Annotated in this window: 13 protein-coding genes; 6 read left to right on the forward strand and 7 right to left on the reverse strand. The window is 51.9% G+C overall.

Annotation, left to right across the window (positions count from 1 at the left end; translation table 11 throughout):
* Window positions 1–8 precede the first annotated feature (8 nt).
* Together BLP79_RS01650 and BLP79_RS01655 are read right to left on the reverse strand one after the other, a co-directional pair.
* Window positions 9–1,076 carry an ABC transporter ATP-binding protein gene (locus tag BLP79_RS01650; RefSeq protein WP_090215194.1) on the reverse strand — a complete coding sequence of 356 codons (1,068 nt, stop codon included), beginning with the start codon at window positions 1,074–1,076 and terminating at the stop codon, window positions 9–11.
* 167 nt (window positions 1,077–1,243) lie between these two features.
* On the reverse strand, window positions 1,244–2,977 hold the full coding sequence (locus tag BLP79_RS01655; RefSeq protein WP_090215196.1) for an ABC transporter substrate-binding protein: 1,734 nt from the start codon (window positions 2,975–2,977) through the stop codon (window positions 1,244–1,246).
* 274 nt (window positions 2,978–3,251) lie between these two features.
* Here BLP79_RS01655 and BLP79_RS01660 point away from each other — a divergent pair, with 274 nt between their 5' ends.
* Window positions 3,252–4,385, forward strand: coding sequence for a THUMP domain-containing class I SAM-dependent RNA methyltransferase (locus tag BLP79_RS01660; RefSeq protein WP_090215199.1), 1,134 nt, complete (start codon window positions 3,252–3,254; stop codon window positions 4,383–4,385).
* Here the strand turns inward: BLP79_RS01660 and BLP79_RS01665 are convergent.
* Window positions 4,382–5,194: a 2-dehydro-3-deoxygalactonokinase gene (locus tag BLP79_RS01665; protein WP_090215201.1), complete on the reverse strand. Its 813-nt coding sequence runs from the start codon at window positions 5,192–5,194 to the stop codon at window positions 4,382–4,384. The two genes, BLP79_RS01660 and BLP79_RS01665, sit on opposite strands and share 4 nt — an antisense overlap.
* Window positions 5,195–5,549: 355 nt before the next feature.
* Here BLP79_RS01665 and BLP79_RS01670 point away from each other — a divergent pair, with 355 nt between their 5' ends.
* The 4 genes from BLP79_RS01670 (at window position 5,550) to BLP79_RS01685 (ending at window position 10,188) form a co-directional block, all read left to right on the forward strand.
* Window positions 5,550–6,560 (forward strand): AraC family transcriptional regulator, encoded by a 1,011-nt coding sequence (locus BLP79_RS01670; protein ID WP_090215204.1) that lies wholly within the window; start codon window positions 5,550–5,552, stop codon window positions 6,558–6,560.
* 369 nt (window positions 6,561–6,929) lie between these two features.
* Window positions 6,930–7,673, forward strand: a complete 744-nt coding sequence (locus BLP79_RS01675) for a sugar transferase (protein WP_090215208.1) — start codon at window positions 6,930–6,932, stop codon at window positions 7,671–7,673.
* Between the two features lie 176 nt (window positions 7,674–7,849).
* Window positions 7,850–8,800, forward strand: coding sequence for a P-loop NTPase family protein (locus tag BLP79_RS01680; RefSeq protein WP_139163154.1), 951 nt, complete (start codon window positions 7,850–7,852; stop codon window positions 8,798–8,800).
* A gap of 125 nt (window positions 8,801–8,925) precedes the next feature.
* Complete coding sequence (locus BLP79_RS01685) at window positions 8,926–10,188, forward strand: GumC family protein (protein WP_090215216.1); 1,263 nt, start codon at window positions 8,926–8,928, stop codon at window positions 10,186–10,188.
* Here the strand turns inward: BLP79_RS01685 and BLP79_RS01690 are convergent, their stop codons facing one another.
* Window positions 10,189–11,556 (reverse strand): oligosaccharide flippase family protein, encoded by a 1,368-nt coding sequence (locus BLP79_RS01690; protein WP_090215218.1) that lies wholly within the window; start codon window positions 11,554–11,556, stop codon window positions 10,189–10,191. It abuts the gene before it with no gap.
* Between the two features lie 167 nt (window positions 11,557–11,723).
* Here BLP79_RS01690 and BLP79_RS01695 point away from each other — a divergent pair, with 167 nt between their 5' ends.
* Window positions 11,724–12,929 carry a glycosyltransferase family 4 protein gene (locus BLP79_RS01695; RefSeq protein WP_090215221.1) on the forward strand — a complete coding sequence of 402 codons (1,206 nt, stop codon included), beginning with the start codon at window positions 11,724–11,726 and terminating at the stop codon, window positions 12,927–12,929.
* On the opposite strand, the gene BLP79_RS01700 is transcribed toward BLP79_RS01695, so the two are convergent.
* Genes BLP79_RS01700 through BLP79_RS01710 form a run of 3 tightly spaced genes read right to left on the reverse strand, consistent with a single transcriptional unit; the run spans window position 12,926 to window position 17,189 of the window.
* Entirely contained in the window at window positions 12,926–13,759 is an 834-nt protein-coding gene (locus BLP79_RS01700; protein ID WP_090215223.1) for a glycosyltransferase family 2 protein, read from the reverse strand. The two genes, BLP79_RS01695 and BLP79_RS01700, sit on opposite strands and share 4 nt — an antisense overlap.
* On the reverse strand, window positions 13,756–16,278 hold the full coding sequence (locus tag BLP79_RS01705; RefSeq protein ID WP_090215226.1) for a hypothetical protein: 2,523 nt from the start codon (window positions 16,276–16,278) through the stop codon (window positions 13,756–13,758). Before BLP79_RS01705 ends, BLP79_RS01700 begins: the two co-directional genes overlap by 4 nt.
* Window positions 16,278–17,189 carry a hypothetical protein gene (locus BLP79_RS01710; RefSeq protein ID WP_342027594.1) on the reverse strand — a complete coding sequence of 304 codons (912 nt, stop codon included), beginning with the start codon at window positions 17,187–17,189 and terminating at the stop codon, window positions 16,278–16,280. The genes BLP79_RS01705 and BLP79_RS01710 overlap by 1 nt, the downstream gene beginning before the upstream one ends.
* Window positions 17,190–17,191: the final 2 nt, after the last annotated feature.

Genomic DNA, 17,191 nt, shown 5'->3' on the forward strand with positions numbered 1-17,191 from the left:
GATCCACCTCAGGCAACGCGGGAGCCATCAGCGGCAAAGAAATAGCACGCTGTGGGATCCATGTAGAAATCGTGCATTTCACCAACCTCATAGGGGTGTACGCCGGATGAAAGCGACACCCAGCTGCTGCGATGGCCTTGATCGAAATGCGCTGAACTTTCAGAGCCAGATAATTCTGTGACTTGGACGCGCCCTTGCAGGCGTACTGTGCATCCATGTGTCGCAACCGGCAAAACGTGATGTGGCCGGACTGCGATGGTATATTCACCATCCTGCAGGTTGGCAGCATCACCAGAGAGATCCCATGCCACATCCACGCCCATCTGCGCTGTTGTGCCTTTCTTTACGATCAATGCTGTGTTGATTGGGGGATCTGAAAATACCTGTGCGGCCTGTACGTTGGCTGGGTCGCGATAGATTTCAGCCGTTGGGCCAAATTGTGTGACATGGCCATCATTCATCAGCGCAGTTTTGCCGCCCAGCAGCAAGGCTTCTTCAGGTTCAGAGGTTGCATAAACCACCACAGCACCCCGGCCAGAAAACAGTTCTGGTAGCTGATCGCGCAATTCTTCGCGCAGTTTGTAGTCAAGATTGGCAAGCGGCTCATCAAGGAACACAGCCTTACTTTCCTTTGCAATCGCGCGAGCAAGCGCACAGCGCTGCTGTTGGCCACCTGACATCTCATGTGGGCGTCGGTTCAACATGGGTCGCAACTGCAGAATATCAGCAGCTTCTTCGACGCGACCCTGAATTTCTGAGGCAGCCATGCCTGCCACTTTGAGCGGGGAGGCGATATTGTCAAAGACCGTCATATGTGGGTAATTGACGAAAAACTGATGCACCAAGCTGATATTCCGCTTTTGCGTATTCAGACGCGTAATGTCTTGCCCATCCATATGGATAGAGCCGCTGGCCATTGGGTCTAACCCTGCCATTAGTTTGATCAGTGAGGTCTTTCCCGACCCGGTGGCGCCCAGAAGGACGTTAAAGTGACCCGGTTCCAGGATCAAAGAGGTCTCTTTGATATGCTGGATGGCGCCAACGCGCTTGGTCACGTTTCGTAGCTCAAGTGCCATCTTGTTCTAACTTTCTGGCAAGAGGTTTGCATCGCGCAAAGCGGGCGCGGTGCAAAAACGCAGTGTTTCGAGGAAGGCTAAGATCCGAAGCACCGCAGAAAATGGCGCTTCGGAAAAGAGGGCAGGCCTCTGAGACAGTGTCCCAAAGCCCTGCCAGGAGGAACAGTTTAGTTGTTCGCCCAGCGAGCAACCAGTTCATCGTAGTTTACGGTTTCACCCTGTGGCTTTTCATTTGCCAGCTTGGGTTTCGCACCGCCGTTTGCAAACCACCACTCAGCCTCTTTTTCTTCGTTCAGACGTGGGCCACAGCCGCCATAGATCTCGGCTTGTTCATCCGCACGCTGCATACGCGCCATGGTGATGTCCATTTCTTCGGCCAGACGATCCATTGCTTCTTGTGGTGTGAACGCACCAGAGTTCACGTCACCGATTTGCTGCCACCAGATTTGCGCCAGTTTTGGATAATCAGGCACGTTAACACCGGTTGGAGACCATGCAACACGATCAGGAGAGCGGTAGAATTCAACCAGACCACCCAATTTAGGTGCGCGTTCAGAGAAGCTCTCGTGGTTTACAGAAGAGTTGCGGATGAAGGTCAGGCCAACGTGTGATTTCTTCACGTCTACTGTTTTAGACACGACGAATTGTGCGTAAAGCCATGCTGCCTGCGAACGGTCCAGTGGGGTGGACTTCAGGAAGGTCCAGGAGCCAACATCCTGGTAACCGACCTTTTGGCCGTTTTCCCAGTAGGGACCGTGGGGCGATGGAGCCATGCGCCACAGTGGAGTACCTTCTGCGTCAACTGTGTTGTTGCCTTCAGACTGTGGTTTCACCATGTCTGCAGTAAAGGCTGTGTACCAGAAGATTTGCTGTGCAACATTGCCTTGTGCAAGTGCAGGCAGGGACTGATAGAAATCAAAGGATGCAGCACCTGGAGGCGCATAAGCGCGCAGCCATTCGTCCCATTTGCGAATTGCGTAAACCGCTGCGGGACCGTTTGCAGCACCGCCGCGTGTCACGCTTGCACCAGCCGGGTTGCAAGATCCCGCTTCCATGCGGATGCCCCATTCATCGATTGGTACGCCGTTTGGTTCGCCAACAGAACCAGCGCCCGCCATGGACAGCCATGCATCGGTCATACGCCAACCCAGATCAGGTGCGCGTTTGCCGTAATCCATGTGGCCGTAAATTGCCGTGCCGTCGATCTCTTTCACGTCGTTAGAGAAGAACTCAGCGATGTCTTCATAAGCGGACCAGTTGACGGGAACACCAAGATCATAGCCATACTTTTCTTTGAATGCGGCTTGCAGGTCTTCGCGATCAAACCAATCTTTGCGGAACCAGTACAGGTTCGCAAATTGCTGATCGGGTAGTTGGTAAAGATCACCGTCTGCACCAGTCGTGAATTCAATGCCCATGAAATCTTGCAGGTCAAGATCGGGGTTGGTGATGTCTTTGAAATCTCCCGCCATCATATCTGTCAGGTTGTGCGCCAGCTGCAAGCGGGAGTGCGTACCAATCAGATCTGAATCGTTCACGTAAGCATCGTAAAGGTTGCGCTTGGTCTGCATCTGGGTTTGCACCGCCTGCACGACCTCACCTTCGCCAAGGATCTGGTGATTGACCTTGATGCCCGTGATTTCCTCAAACGCCTTGGTCAAGACTTCGGATTCGTAGGAGTGGGTTGGGATGCCTTCGGACAGGACGTTGATTTCCATACCCTTGTAAGGCTCTGCGGCTTCGATGAACCAGTTCATCTCGGCCAGTTGTTCGTCTTTGGTCAGAACCGACGGTTGAAACTCTTCGTCGATCCATTTCTTGGCTGCCATCTCGTCGGCATAGGCCATTGTTCCCGCAACGACGGCACCAACCGCTGCTGCGGACAAAAGATACCTGCGCATCTTTATCCTCCCTAAGTGTGTGTCATCAGCAAACTTTTCAGCCCGTCTGATTGGTCAAAAACATTCACAACTGCTCTTCCGTTGTCAAACTAAAATTATAGTATTTGAGCTATTATATTGATAATGCTCGAATACTTTTTTATTTTATCTGCTATTAAATGTCAGGCGTGTTGATCTATCTCCACGCTGCTTTGCGGCATTTATGACATTTCGCTCACAGCGGGGGAGGTGATTTTTACATCGAACCTTGTGACGATTCCGGTTAAGGAAGGGCATGGATGATAGTACACAATTTGAGATTTTTCTGACCGCAGCTCCAGGTCTGGAAAAGGCGCTTTTGCAGGAAGCACGAGATCTGGACTTTTCTGGGCTCAAATCGGTTCCGGGTGGGGTCACGTGCCAGGGATCCTGGCCAGAGGTTTGGCGCGCAAACCTGTGCCTCAGAGGGGCCGTACGTGTCCTAGCGCGTATTGGTGAATTCCGCGCGTTTCATTTGGCACAGCTCGACAAGCGGGCACGTAAATTCCCCTGGGGTGATGTGCTGCGCTCAGATATCCCTGTACGCGTCGAGGTTGTGACAAATAAAAAGTCTAAAATATATCATGCGGGTGCTGCCTGTCAGCGCATCGAACGGGCATTGGCTGAAAGCTTTGGCGTGCCTGTTGTCAAAGGGGCAGACACACCAGACGCCATCACGCTTAAGTTGCGCATTGATGATAATAATTGCCTCTTTAGTGTCGATACCTCTGGCGAGGGGCTCCACAAACGTGGACATAAAGTTGCCATAGGCAAAGCGCCGATGCGGGAAACACTGGCTGCGCTATTTCTACGTGAATGCGGGTACGATGGCACCCAGACTATTGTCGACCCAATGTGCGGTTCTGGCACATTTGTTTTGGAAGCTGCTGAAATTGCCCTTGGTCTGTTGCCGGGGCGAACCAGGTCCTTTGCATTTGAAAACCTAGCAACCTTTGATGCCGAAAAATGGGCCGCGTTGAAGACCAAGGCGGGTTTGTCAGACAACGAAGTGCGGCCGCGCTTCTTTGGATCTGACCGCAATGCCGGTGTTGTAGAGATGGCTGCAGCCAATGCAGATCGTGCAGGTGTTTCAGAATTGGTGTCTTTCAAACAGGCAGCAGTGAGTGACTTGCACCCCCCGCCCGGTGATCCGGGGTTGGTGATCGTTAATCCACCTTATGGTGCGCGGATCGGCAACAAAAAACTGCTCTATGCGCTTTATGCAAGTCTGGGACAGACATTGCAGGAGCGTTTTAAAGGTTGGCGCGTGGGCATTGTCACCAGTGAAACAGGGCTCGCAAAAGCAACCGAATTGCCGTTTTTACCCTATGGCCCTCCGGTTGCCCATGGGGGGCTGAAAATCCGTCTCTTTCAGACTGACCCGCTTTAACGACTGCAGGCCTGTTTCAGCCCGATCTGTGTCATACGAATAGAGTCTGCGACGGTGACGGGAAGGTATTGTGCGTCGAACGCGGTCCGGTAGGAGGGCTCTAGCTCTTTGGGGGCGATCAGCGCCAGATTTTGCCCCAGCCAATAGGGTCGCGTTGCCGCAAGTTCAGCGCCTATTAGATGTGCCCAAATCTGTGCGGTGGTGTCTTCCCAAGTATTGAGACCCATGTGTCGGCGTGCGGAAAGTTCGCCAAAGCGGGCAGCCATAAGTTCTGGTTTGGACAGGCTGTCTTGCACCGCGTCCACCGGTATCCTGTGTTGCGGCACAGGTGCGCCAAGGCCTCTGGCAAGCGTTGGCGTCATAGCACTTTGGAGGCTGATGACTTCATTTGCACTGACCAAGACCCAATGACTGTGGCTGGCACCGGGCAGACATATCACACCGTCCCAATTGGGATTTAAGGACAAGAAACCAATCACCTTTGTGACATCTGCTTGTAAAAGCGCTGCGGGGTTTTCTTGAAAAAGGTTTGGAACAATACGCACTTGGCGACCGGACTGCGAGACAATCTCGCAAGGAAGGTCCATAACCTTTGCCGGCAGTTGTACGCTGTGGCTTGTCAAACCCGCTGCGTAGACAGGACATTGTTTGGGCAAAGCGGGATCTAACAAAGAGATCACCTCTTCGATCGAAGCTGGAGATGAAATTTCAGTACGAGATGTCTTTATGCAATCTGCCCCGTCCATCATCCACATGGTGATAGACTGAAACGAAGCTTCGACGGCAAGCCAACGCTTATCTGAGGCCATTGCAAGATCCTTTACGTTGCAACAATTTGCGGACTGCTTTGTAGCGTCAGAGCGTGCAGGGGTAAACTAAAGGTGGTGTGTTTCTATTCATTTGGACAGTCTGAGGTCTTTTGCGCGAATAGGATCACCCTAAGAGGCATAAGCCGACGTTGCCATACCCTTGGTTTGGTTTACGTTTATTGATGAACACAAGGCTGGTGCTTTGATCCGAACGAATAGGTCAGTGCTGTGTCTTCAGGTATTTGGGTAAATGGTAAGGGGCAGGGTGTTCGTCTGGGCTGCATGAAATGTGGTCGATCTGTTTCAGGTTGGGCTATCAAATTCCTTGTCTGTACCCTTTCCGGAGTGCGTTTAGATGCAATTTAGTGAAGTTGGTCAGCCTGTCGTTTTTGCACAAATTCTCGCGCGTTCTTTGGAGAAACAGAACGTAAAGACTGATAAGATCAATTCCTTATGTGATGCAGGGGTGAAACTTTTAGATCCAGAAGGCACGACCTTTAACTTTCAGACAGTCGCTTTTTTTTTTGAACATGCGGCTTCTATGATGGAAGATCCGATCTTGGGATTTCGGGCCGGTCGTGAACAAGATTTTCGTGCAGCAGGACATATCGCATATATTGCGCTGAGTAGTGAAACCCTCGCAGAATTTCTGTATGCGTTGGTTCGATATCTTCCACTATTTTCGAAAGATCTAAAGCTTTCGGTCAAAGCAAACCAAAGGGTGATCTTTGAAAATGATGCCCCAGAAGAGATGAAAAAGTGCCAATTTACTGAATTTTTCCTGACTTTGTTGGTACAGAGCATGCGGCGGTACACTGGCCGCCATATTGCTGTGTCAGAGTTAACGTTTCGACACGCCGCTCCAGAAAATTATTCAGAGATGCGGAGATTTTTCGATGGGCCCATTACTTTCGGCGCGAGCTTTACTTCGGTTTTGCTTCCCCCCGCAGTTTTAACGTGGCCATTATTGGGAGCCGATCCATATTTGCACCGCTTGCTTTGCGCTTTGGGAGATAATGCGCTTTCGTCTATCCAGACGGATAGACCTAGATTTGTTGCGCGAGTGGAACAGGAACTCCAACGCGCTCTGCCGTCTGGAGAAGTCAGTCAGCACAATCTAGCGTGTCAGTTGGGGATGAGCGTGCGGACCCTGTCCCGCCGATTGGCACAACATGGTACAAGCTATTTTGCCCTGTTGGACCAGATGCGTCATAATATGGCTATTTCATATTTAAGTGAGGGCGAGTTGAAGCTGACCGAAATCGCAACTGCGCTGGGTTACGCATCACTTGGCAGTTTCTCGTATGCATTCAAGCGATGGACGGGGCAAACGCCAGGACAATTTCGTGGCATTTTTAGACGATGAGAATCCTTAAATGCACGGAATACAAGCCAACAAATTAGCCTACGGATTCTGTCACTCTTTCGATCTTGAAGTGCTTATTGTGAACAGTTTCTACTCGAAGGTATAATTGTTTACTAATTTAGGTGCGGTTTTAACTAATATTCCCCTAATTTTCACCTAATCACACAATTCCCAAGAAGTTTTCTTAATATATCGTAAAGACAGGGAAGCTGCTTGTTCGTGGGTATCAAAATATGAACAGCGGCGCGCTGGCTCCTTGGGGGGAGCCACTACAGCTGAAACAAACGAACTTGTCGCGCCGCACATTCGTCTGCGGATTGCGTTGTACTTTATAAAGTGTGCCCGGGTGGGCTAGGTGGGGGCCTAAGAATGAAAGATACGTTTAAAAACGATAGTCCCGTATTGCTTGGTCAAACGAACGGGCGGGGTGTCATCTTGTCACCGAGGCAAGGGCACACCTCTCTTTCACGCTTGGGTGTTGAAAAGGAACGCGCGCCTCAGAGTCAGTTTTACCGTGCGATCGGGAAACGGGTCTTAGACATTGCCATTGTACTGGTCAGCCTGCCGATTGTGCTACCTTTGGTTATCTTGTGTGTGATTGCTCTTTGGGCCGAAAGTGGTCTTCCCTTTTATCGCCAAGCACGACTGGGGCGGAGCGGAAAGACGTTTTCAATATTGAAACTCCGCACGATGGTTCGGGATGCGGACACATTGCTGGCCTATTACCTCGATAATGATCCAGCTATGCGGGCGGAGTGGATGGAGACGCAAAAGCTCAAGAATGATCCCCGGATTACAAAGGTGGGCCGTTTTTTGCGCGCAACATCTCTGGATGAACTGCCGCAGCTTTGGAATGTTCTGAAAGGAGACATGAGCCTTGTTGGTCCACGTCCGATGATGCCTGAACAGCTATCTCTCTACGGCGGGGCATCTGCCTATTTTTCGGTACGCCCTGGGCTCACTGGGATCTGGCAAGTGTCAGCACGGAATGAAAGTGCTTTTGCGATGCGCAACACGATGGACCGTGAATATTGCCATAGTTTGTCATTGTGGAAAGATCTGTCGTTGATCCAGCGCACGTTCGGAGTGGTCCTAAGAGGCACCGGATATTAACCGCAACCGTGTCTATTGCTGAATGTTCAGCTTGTTATCAAATGAACCATGAGAGAGATGGAGATTTCACATTGAAAGACCTATCTAGAGAACAGACTGTGCGAGAACGGTCACCACAAATGGCCGGTAAAACGCTTAAACAATGGGAAGACAAAGATTTGTCGGGAGATCACAAAATGAAACGGTTTCGTCGTGTGCGGGGAAACGCAGCTGATTTAGCTGCGCCTAAACACACAGGCGAACGGTCTCCGTCTCTTGATTTCGACGACACACCTGAAACCCAGCTGCCTCCATTGGTTGATGATCATTTAGATGCGATTGATCAGCCTGCAGATGATACAAAAGCTACAGCACACGACCCTGTGAGGCGTCGGGGAGATCAGAATATATCTGATCGTTTGGTGGTGGAGCCGGAGCCTCGTCTTCCGTCGAGGATTCCTCCTTTGTGGGAGCGTTTGCCACGTGTCATGGTTGATACGAAAGCCGCGCGGCAGCGCCGTTTGCCGTGGGTTGATTTGTTTCGTAATTCTGGCAGCTCAAAGGCAATCGATCTGCTACGGACGCGCCTGTTGCATACGTTACGGGCCCAAGGATGGCGGCGTGTTGCTGTCGCCGCCCCGACAAGTGGATGCGGCACCACGTTTACCGCTGTGAATCTCGCTCAAAGTCTTGCGCGCGTACCGGATTCTCGCACCCTAGTAATGGATATGAATTTCCGTAGCCCAGGTCTTGCAAAGGCCTTGGGGCTGACTGCTCAAGGCAATATGGTAGATTTTCTCAATGGAAATATCTCTGCACAAGACCACCTAATGCGTGTGACCAATGGGTTGGCCATCGGGGTCAGCCGGGACGGGCGCAATGATGCAGCTGAGATCCTCCATGACCCGCAAACCGCCGAGGTCATTGATGAGCTGGTTGCAGAAACCTCGGCGGATGTTGCCTTATTTGATGTAGCACCTGTTTTGGAACACGATGATCTTTCGGCGTTCCTGCCGCAAGTGGATGGCGTTCTTTTGATCGCGGATGGCACACGGACAACGGCCAAACATCTTGCGGCGTGTGAAAAAATCCTATCAGGCCATACCCAAATGTTGGGAGTTGTCCTAAATCGCGCGCGCGCGGCTTAATGATGCGAACCAATTCGGGCTGTTTCGCACTTGCGTCACAGTTTTGCCAGTTTGATACTATCTATTAAGATAAGGTCAGAACTTGCACTGACTTTCTAGTCACTTTGAACGAATTGAGTCGTCTCATGGGTCCGATATATTCATTTCTGGATTTTATCGAAATGTTGCGCCGTCGGGCGCTTTTGATTTTTGTGGTGACCTGCTTGGGCGCCGTGATGGCTTTTTTCGTTGCTTTGCAGAAAAAGCACGAATACGAATCTTCGGTTGTTATTCAGGTGGCCCAGCCAAAGGTTGCAGATGACCTGGCAAGTTCTACAGTTGATGGCTCGTCAGCACGGCGCATTCAGCTTATTGAACAACGTTTAATGGCCCGTGGAACGCTGTTAGAAATCGCGGATCAATTTGAACTCTATCAGGGACTGCCCTTACGTCCATCCGAAATTGTGGACTTGATGCGGCGCTCGATCAGTATCACCGGAGTCGCAGCGGCACGCGAAGGTTTCGCAGACGATGGCAGTATCTCAGTTTTGACGATCACAGCCCGTATGGGATCGCCTGAGCACGCCCAGCTGGTCGCGGATGAATTCGCAAAACGGACAATTGACCTAGATGTGCAAAGCCGTATTGAACAAGCGCGTGAAACTCTTCAGTTTTTTTCCGAAAAAGAAAGTGCATTAGCCACAGGGCTCAACGAGCTTGAACGCCAAATGGCTGAATACCGTGACGCGCATGAGGTGACACTTCCAGGTGTGCTTGAATTGCGTCGCAATGAAATCTCTCAGATCAATGAAACCTTGTTAGAGCTTGCACGCGATCAAATTGAACTGCGCCGTGCTGCCGGACAGGTGAACACAAACGAACGACAAGCAACGGCGCAAAGAAAGCTTGCTGAATTCAACGACCAGATTGCGGGCTTAGATGATCAGATTGCGTTGCTGACTGCGCGGAAGTCCAATCTGGAACAATCGTTGCAAACCTCGCCTCAGGTGGAACGTCAGCTTGGCACCTATATGCGGCAGATTCAGCAGCTGCAATCTGAATATAACGAGATCATTCAACGACGAAATGAAGCTGAAGTTGGCTTTCGTTTGGAAAGTTCCAGTCGATCAGAACGTCTGACTATCATTGAACCTGCGATTTTGCCTGATCTCCCGGTGACCAGCGGCCGTAAGAAGCTTGTGATTTTGGGGCTGATGGGCAGTTTTGTTCTTGGTGTTGCTTTGGCATTTGTAAAAGAGCTGCAGCACCCTGTATTGCGAACAGCTGAGCAGCTAGAGCGCGAGACAGGTTTGACGCCTGTAGTAACGATCCCGGAATTGATCACGGACGGGCCAAAGCGGCGCGGCTGGTTTACACGCCGCCCAAAAGGTGACACCGCGACCTTGTGACTACGGTTTCATTTCGATGAACAGCAAGGTGACGCTGTCCCAATGAAGGCGCAGAACTATCAGCGCCACAAGCGCACTGAGCAGTAAAAAACAAGCGTCATGAACTGGATCCCAAACATTGTGTTTGCGGGCCAGATACACAATGACTGGATAGGCAAATATCATCGCGGCCCCCAGCGCCAGAATGCCCCCAGGCAGGCCAAGCCATAGCACCCCCACCAAGAAGAGCATGGTTTGTGCAATCGCACGCGTCGCATTCAGGATAAAGAATAGACGGCTGTCACCCGCTGCAAGGGCAGCTTGGTCGTAGGTCATCACAATTACCGCTGGCGTGGTACACAGGGCAAGGATTACCACGATAGGCCCGGCCATCTCATATCGCGCATCATAAAGTAAACTGACCAACCAAGGTCCGCAGAACGATAAAAAGAATATTAGGGACAATAGCCCGGCGCTAAGACCGGTCCGCAGCAGCCGTTGTTTGCGGCGGTTGTTTACATCGTGGTGAACAGGTTTGTCCCGATAGATTGGGATCATCAATCGCGCATTGACTGCATAGCCCAAAGCCATCGGAAAGCTCGCAAGGAAAAAGGCGATATTGTAGATTCCAAGCGTTTCCAATGAGATAAACTTGCCCAAAATGGCACGATCCCCTTGCGAGGTGATGAACCAGAATGCCGTCGACAGAAAAATCCATTTGCCAAACTTAATAAGCTCTTTCGCGGCGTCAGGGCTCCAGTGGAACTGGTTGCGATGGCCAGGCAGGTAGCGATGCGCCAGACCAACATGAAAAGCCGCCTGCAGCACACTCCCGATAACCAAGGCAAAGACGGATTGTGTGAGAACTGCGAGGGCCACCATGCCCAGCAACCCCAAAAACTGACTGATCAATTCGATAACTGTGACCCGCCCTGCAAGCAAATGGCGATGCGCTGTATGAACGCGTGTTGGCAAGAAACCGGAAATAGCAAGCGCGATACCAGCGACAGGCAGATAAAATAGCAAATCCGGGGCGTCATAAAATTCTGCAACCGGCCATGCCAGAAGGAACGTGAACCCCCACAATGCCCCTCCCCGGATGACCTGTATCGTCCAGGCCGTATCTAGAAAATCAGGTTCGTCCCCGCGTTTATTTTGGGCAATTGCAGGGCCAAGACCGATATCTGAAAACAGCGCCAGCCCAACCGTGATGACCGAAACCAACGCCATCAGGCCAAAAGCTTCGGGAAACAGCAGACGTGTCAGGATCAAATTGGACGCAAGGCGCAATGCTTGGCTTCCGCCATAACCCAACAATAGCCAAGAGGCAGACCGAAGGGCGCGCGCCATCAAACCAGCGCCGCGAAACCGTGCCACAAGATCAACCATTGATGCCTCTTAACTTTATCTCTGCGCAGGCTATGGCTTGCATTGCAGAGGGTCAATTTGCAACCACGGTATCATACGGATATTGCGGCTTATTTTAAGCCTAGCCCTTTGCAGATGGCTCTGGGGCGGGTAGCTTGAGCTTATGATGGACTGTAGGAGCCTTGTCGGTGAAGATTGCTTATGTTTTGAACACCTATCCGCAGCCGTCTCATAGTTTTATCCGTAGAGAATTACATGCCTTAGAGCGGCAAGGGATAGATATTTTACGCCTGCCTATGCGTGCTGCGACCGTGCCGCTTGTCGATCCAGACGATCAGCTGGAGGCCACGCGGTGTGAATATGTATTGCAAGCAGGCCTACTGCGTTTGCTGTTGGCTTTGTGTTTACAAGCCAAACAGCCCAAACGCCTCTGGAACAGTCTCAAATTGGCCTTGTCTCTGGGGGGGCGCTCCGATGTTAGCCGGTTGCGTCACCTGATTTACTTGCTCGAAGCTGCATATGTAAAAGAAAGCTGCGCGGCCTGGGGTGTGCAGCATGTGCATGCGCATTTTGGAACCAATGCAACGGCTGTTGCCATGCTGGTGCAAGAGCTTGGTGGGCCAAGTTATAGTTTTACCACCCACGGTCCCGAGGAGTTTGACGCACCACATGCCCTGTCGTTGGGAGAAAAGATCAACCGATCAGCTTTTGCTGTCGCGATTAGCAGTTTTGGGCGCAGCCAGTTGAGCCGCTGGGCAGACTTTGGCAGCTGGCAACGTTTGAACGTGGTCCACTGTGGCATTGAACCCGCACGATTTTCCGAACCAAAACCGCTGCCAAAGGGAGATTTGCGCATCGTTGCCATTGGCCGGTTCGTCGAGCAAAAAGGTCAGATGATCTTGATTCAGGCCTTGGCGGAAGTGGTTAAAACCCATCCAGAAATTCACTTGTCGTTGGTTGGAGATGGTGAAATGCGCCCAGATCTGGAGCGTGCTATTGCCGCAAAAAAGCTGCAAGATCATGTAACTTTGACGGGCTGGCTGGCCGAAGAAGGTGTGCGCGCTGAACTTGCAAAGTCACACGCGCTTGTTATGCCTTCCTTCGCGGAAGGTCTTCCAATGGTGGTGATGGAAGCAATGGCCGCTGCCCGACCTGTCGTTGCCACCTATGTGGCAGGCACGCCTGAGCTGGTTCAACAGGAAGAAACGGGTTGGCTTGTCCCCGCAGGTGATCCGATTGTTCTGGCGGATGCCTTGAAACAGTTGGCTGGAACTTCACATGAGATGCTTGAAAAGATAGGGCAGCAGGGGCGGTTGCGGGTTTTACAACGTCATGACAGTGACGTCGAAGCCGCAAAACTGGCTGCTTTATTTCGAAACCACCTCAGCAGTTAACGCCCGCGCGCCCATGTGTTGGTGCTGCGAAACAAAGATGTTTTCACCGCAAGGCTAACGACAAGGTAGGCGAGAAATGCAAAGGGGCGCTGACATAACAGCTTCAATAGAAGTGTTGCTGAAGGACTATGTTTGTCTTCGTTTTTAAAGAGCTCAGGGAAATTTGCGCTAAGCTGTGCCACGCCTGCATTTTGTCGCCGCCGCACACGGACCAGATTGCGAAACCCTTCGACCAGCGGCCAGCTATATGTGGCGGGCACGCAAATGCGTTCTTCTGGTGCAAAGTTCAATCGGGCAAATGTATCATCCGCGATAATGTCTGGCCAGTCTGCCCAACGTGCACGCCCTGTGCGGTTCATCGCAAACAGGCCAAACCCCGGAACCCCCGTCGTGTAAAAAGGTAAGTTTTGCCACAAACGGCCATATGCATTTGAAAAATGGGTGATATTTTGTGCCAATACAGGTCTGCCAGAGCCATAGCGCGGGGTGTCACCTGCAAGCGATTGATATAATTGTGGCAACAGATCCGGACTGACGCGCACGTCTGCATCTAGATAAACCAGCACATCGCCCTGCGCAGCATGATCTCCAACTGTCAGCGCTGCAAGTTTGCCACCTGTTTCTTGTTCTAAAACGGTGATCTTCCAACGGCCTGATCCAGCAACAGCGCGCGCGATTTCGGCCGTCTCATCCGTGCATCCATTTGCAAGGACCAGAATTTCGGCGCAAACGCCCTTGGGTAAAGGCGTACTGTTCAACACTGCAGCGAGGCAGTCTGAAATTTCCGCAGCCTCATTGTGGGCCGGGATCAGTACTGAAAGCTGCGTCATTTTGCGGCCTCAATTGCGGTCCAGCGTGGGTTTTGATCTGTAAGACTGCGCAGCGCACCCCAGCTGCCCCATTTGCTGGGTGTGTAAACATCAGCATAAGCAGCAAAGAGCTGACCACCCGCAGCTTTCCAACCTCGTAGCAGCTCTTGATATAGGGTTCCCATTTCTGCGGTATAGTTGAAATGGGTGAAAAACGCGGTGAGGTTTTCGTCTTCGACGTTGCTGCCCACACCCACGACATGGCTGCCGCCTTCATACATGATCAGATCCAGATCATATTGTGCAGCGATCTCCACATGATAGGGCAGAATACGGTCCAGAAAATCTGCTAATGTATCGGCTTCGTCCCCCGAAATGAGCCCATCTCTGAGTTCGATTTGCGCCTGTGCGCTGGCCACATCAAATTGATGTTTTTGAAGGAAATCAAACAGAGCTTTTCCGTTTAACCCCTTAGCGCGCCCTATTTCTTGGGCATGTTGTCGGCTATCAGAAATCCATGCGCGCACCACGTCGGCATATTCTGTACGCCCTAGGACGCCGCCAAAATATCCAGTAATAGCATAGGCATCAAAATAGTGATGAGGTTCGCGCCGATCTGCACGTTCCGCTTTCCAAAGAGGAGCTTTGAGCACGTCTTGCTCTAAGCCCAGCCAACCGGTTTGTGTTGATATGACCCGGACAAGCCGTGTCATATCGTCTGCAAAGATCTCACTCCAGATTTCGGCCATCTCAGCGGCGCGACCACCATTGAACTGCATCCACAGGTTTTCGCCACTCCAGTGGTTTTGGGCTTGTTGTTCTGCCCACTGTGCTTGAGTGAACTGCCAATTCCAGACCTCGTTGGAAAACTCAACATAGGCCGTCAGATCTGGATCAAGCAGCTGATGGGTCAGACGCGCGAAATTTCGCATGTAACTGTCGTCGCTCATATGCGGCATGGACACCCATGGATCAGCCTTTAAACGGTTTGACAGTTCCATCAGGATTTCTGCCGGTACCCCTGCGCGTGCCCAGGTGTAGTCGGTGGCCAACGGGCGATCCTCCCAGCCGACCTGTGATGAATCGTTGATGTCCATCCAATCCATAAACCGGAGTGTCGTAAATCCGTCCAGCAGTTTGAGCCATCTTGGGTTGAACGTCTGCCCATTTGCGTAAAGATCGATATGCTCTTGTTTTACAACGCTGATATCGCGAATGTAATCGCCTGTTCCACGACGGTCCGTGCGCTGAATGCGAATGTCGACAAAGCCGGGGCCAGGGGTGAAATCAAACCAGATCTCGCCATTACCGTAGCGTACATTTTCAGCGCGCCCCGTGACTTCAAGAATACCGTCACCAGAATATTGCAATCTGTACCGACCGGCGAGACTGCGTGCATCTTCGGGGAGGTCTGTCAAAAAGACCGTGCCGATAGAGCCGAGTTCTGGCGGAATAGAGGTGGGCCAGCCGTTGGGGTCCAGATATCCTGCGGCGCTCAGATCAGCTTCTTCAACCCCTCCCCATTGTCCCGCAATATGCCCGATCCAGGGGCGTGTGGTTTTGAAATGATCCAGAAAGGGCGCTTGTGGTGACCAATCTGCAATTGGAGACAGGTTCATTGCCATAGGTTGCCGGTAGTCGGCGACCGGCGCAGCTGCTGGAACCTCTTCTGGCAGGAAAGCATTTAAACCAAAATGTGGGGGATCATCAGGTAGCGAACGGACCGCTGATGGCAAAACGGTGCGGCGTGTGTCATTGCGCGCCGCGCGTTCGGCGATCTCTTGCAAGCGGGCTGCAAGTTCGGCTGAAGGTGCTGGGTACGCCTCGCCCCAGCGGTTTTTTAGGGCAGCAGGCAGCCCAACTGGGCTGTGCCCGGTCAGTGTTGCGTATTGAAACAGGCTGATAAAATAAAAACCCAGCGGGTTAGGGTGTATGTCATCCACAAACATGTCGTTTATGCTGTTTACACCCGGGACCGTACCCGCGGTGATGGCATCATCTAGCCGGGCCATTGCCTGCCCTGCTTTTAGCAGTTGAATATCACCGCCGGTCAATTCGCGTGCTTGTGTGACGGCGGCTTCCCACTTGGGCAAGTCACTTTCCAGGCGTTCCCGCCAGGGCGTGCCCATGCCATCATCAAAAGGGATCGGCGTGCCCGTTCCACTGTTCAGGCTGTGCCAAGTTTCTTGCACATAGAAGGTCACATCAGGATTGCCAGTGCGGGCGATCTCATAAAATTGGGCGATCGCATCGGCGGTGCCGCTCCATTTGAGATGATTGTCGAGCGGGATCGCTTCCGTCACGATCACAGTATCCACGCCTTGGGGCAGTCGCTCGCGTGCATTGATCCCTTCAGCTTGGTCAGCGTGGGTCCAATTGTAGCTCAGCGGGGCGCCATTGATAATCTGCGCGTCCACTTTTGGCTGGACTTCTATGCCCGGCGTTTCAGCAAGCAGTTGTTCCAGCATCGGTGGATTGTCTGGACCAAACAAAGAATGGCCAACAAAAACCACAGATGTGATGAGCGTATTCAGGTCCATCAACTCTCCTTTTGGGGATCAAGCCCTGTGCGTTGTGTCGTTTTTACGACATGCCAGACGATCTGTTGAATTTGCTGCGCTGCAGTCTCGCTGAAAGCGTCTGCTTCTGTCCCATCTTTCCGTTTCAGCAAATGTGGTCGGCCAACCGGTGAGCGATGATAGAGGACGGAATAGTGCGTCAGCGTAACAATATAACGGCCGAGATCGTTGATGTGAATTGTATCAAGGCTGCCGTCAGCCTTGCGTTCAAACAGCTGGTCTCGTCGTGTCAGCCCATCAATCTGGCCAGATTCAGCAGCCCGCACAACCGCTGCCATCACTTGCCCCGCCGGAATGAGATAGACCGGATGATCTGGATTGCGACGGCTGTCAGATCCAAGCACCTGCCTTAACCAGAGCTTTTCAAGATCATGATCAATGCGTTCCAGCCATCCCGTAGGGTCGTCTAAATTGTGCCAGGTCTCATAAAGATAGATACGGGTTTGCGCATTGCCGCCACGAGCCAGATTGGCCCAGCGGCGCATATATCGCGCGCTGTTAAAATAGCGGATCGCGTCGCGTAACTCGACCATTTCCGTAAGCACAACAGCGTCATAGTCACCAGATCCAATTGCGTCACGAGCAGCGCGAAATCTGGGCGTCGCATTGGTGGTGTCAAAGTCTAATATTTCAATATCAGGCTCCCAATGCGCTTTTAGGGATGTCCCTGATCCAAGTTGCGCGTGCCAGTTATGCGCTTCAGGTGCAAGCTGGGCCAGCATATGCGGCATTTCCAGACTGACAAGGGAATGACCAAGGTGAAAGACATTCAGGCCGTGTTCAGGTGCCTGCAAGGTTGGAACGGTAAAGGGGGCAGCCTGTGCCGCGAATGGCAGAAATGCAAAGAAAGACAAGAGACTGCGACGTGTCATCA

Source organism: Epibacterium ulvae (genome assembly GCF_900102795.1).
Lineage (GTDB): Bacteria > Pseudomonadota > Alphaproteobacteria > Rhodobacterales > Rhodobacteraceae > Epibacterium > Epibacterium ulvae.

Bases quoted from the DNA above. Each gene is read 5' to 3' on its own strand.
- BLP79_RS01650 (WP_090215194.1), bottom strand. From the start codon at position 1,076: ATGGCACTTGAGCTACGAAACGTGACCAAGCGCGTTGGCGCCATCCAG.
- BLP79_RS01655 (WP_090215196.1), bottom strand. From the start codon at position 2,977: ATGCGCAGGTATCTTTTGTCCGCAGCAGCGGTTGGTGCCGTCGTTGCG.
- BLP79_RS01660 (WP_090215199.1), top strand. From the start codon at position 3,252: ATGGATGATAGTACACAATTTGAGATTTTTCTGACCGCAGCTCCAGGT.
- BLP79_RS01665 (WP_090215201.1), bottom strand. From the start codon at position 5,194: ATGGCCTCAGATAAGCGTTGGCTTGCCGTCGAAGCTTCGTTTCAGTCT.
- BLP79_RS01670 (WP_090215204.1), top strand. From the start codon at position 5,550: ATGCAATTTAGTGAAGTTGGTCAGCCTGTCGTTTTTGCACAAATTCTC.
- BLP79_RS01675 (WP_090215208.1), top strand. From the start codon at position 6,930: ATGAAAGATACGTTTAAAAACGATAGTCCCGTATTGCTTGGTCAAACG.
- BLP79_RS01680 (WP_139163154.1), top strand. From the start codon at position 7,850: ATGAAACGGTTTCGTCGTGTGCGGGGAAACGCAGCTGATTTAGCTGCG.
- BLP79_RS01685 (WP_090215216.1), top strand. From the start codon at position 8,926: ATGGGTCCGATATATTCATTTCTGGATTTTATCGAAATGTTGCGCCGT.
- BLP79_RS01690 (WP_090215218.1), bottom strand. From the start codon at position 11,556: ATGGTTGATCTTGTGGCACGGTTTCGCGGCGCTGGTTTGATGGCGCGC.
- BLP79_RS01700 (WP_090215223.1), bottom strand. From the start codon at position 13,759: ATGACGCAGCTTTCAGTACTGATCCCGGCCCACAATGAGGCTGCGGAA.
- BLP79_RS01705 (WP_090215226.1), bottom strand. From the start codon at position 16,278: ATGGACCTGAATACGCTCATCACATCTGTGGTTTTTGTTGGCCATTCT.
- BLP79_RS01710 (WP_342027594.1), bottom strand. From the start codon at position 17,189: ATGACACGTCGCAGTCTCTTGTCTTTCTTTGCATTTCTGCCATTCGCG.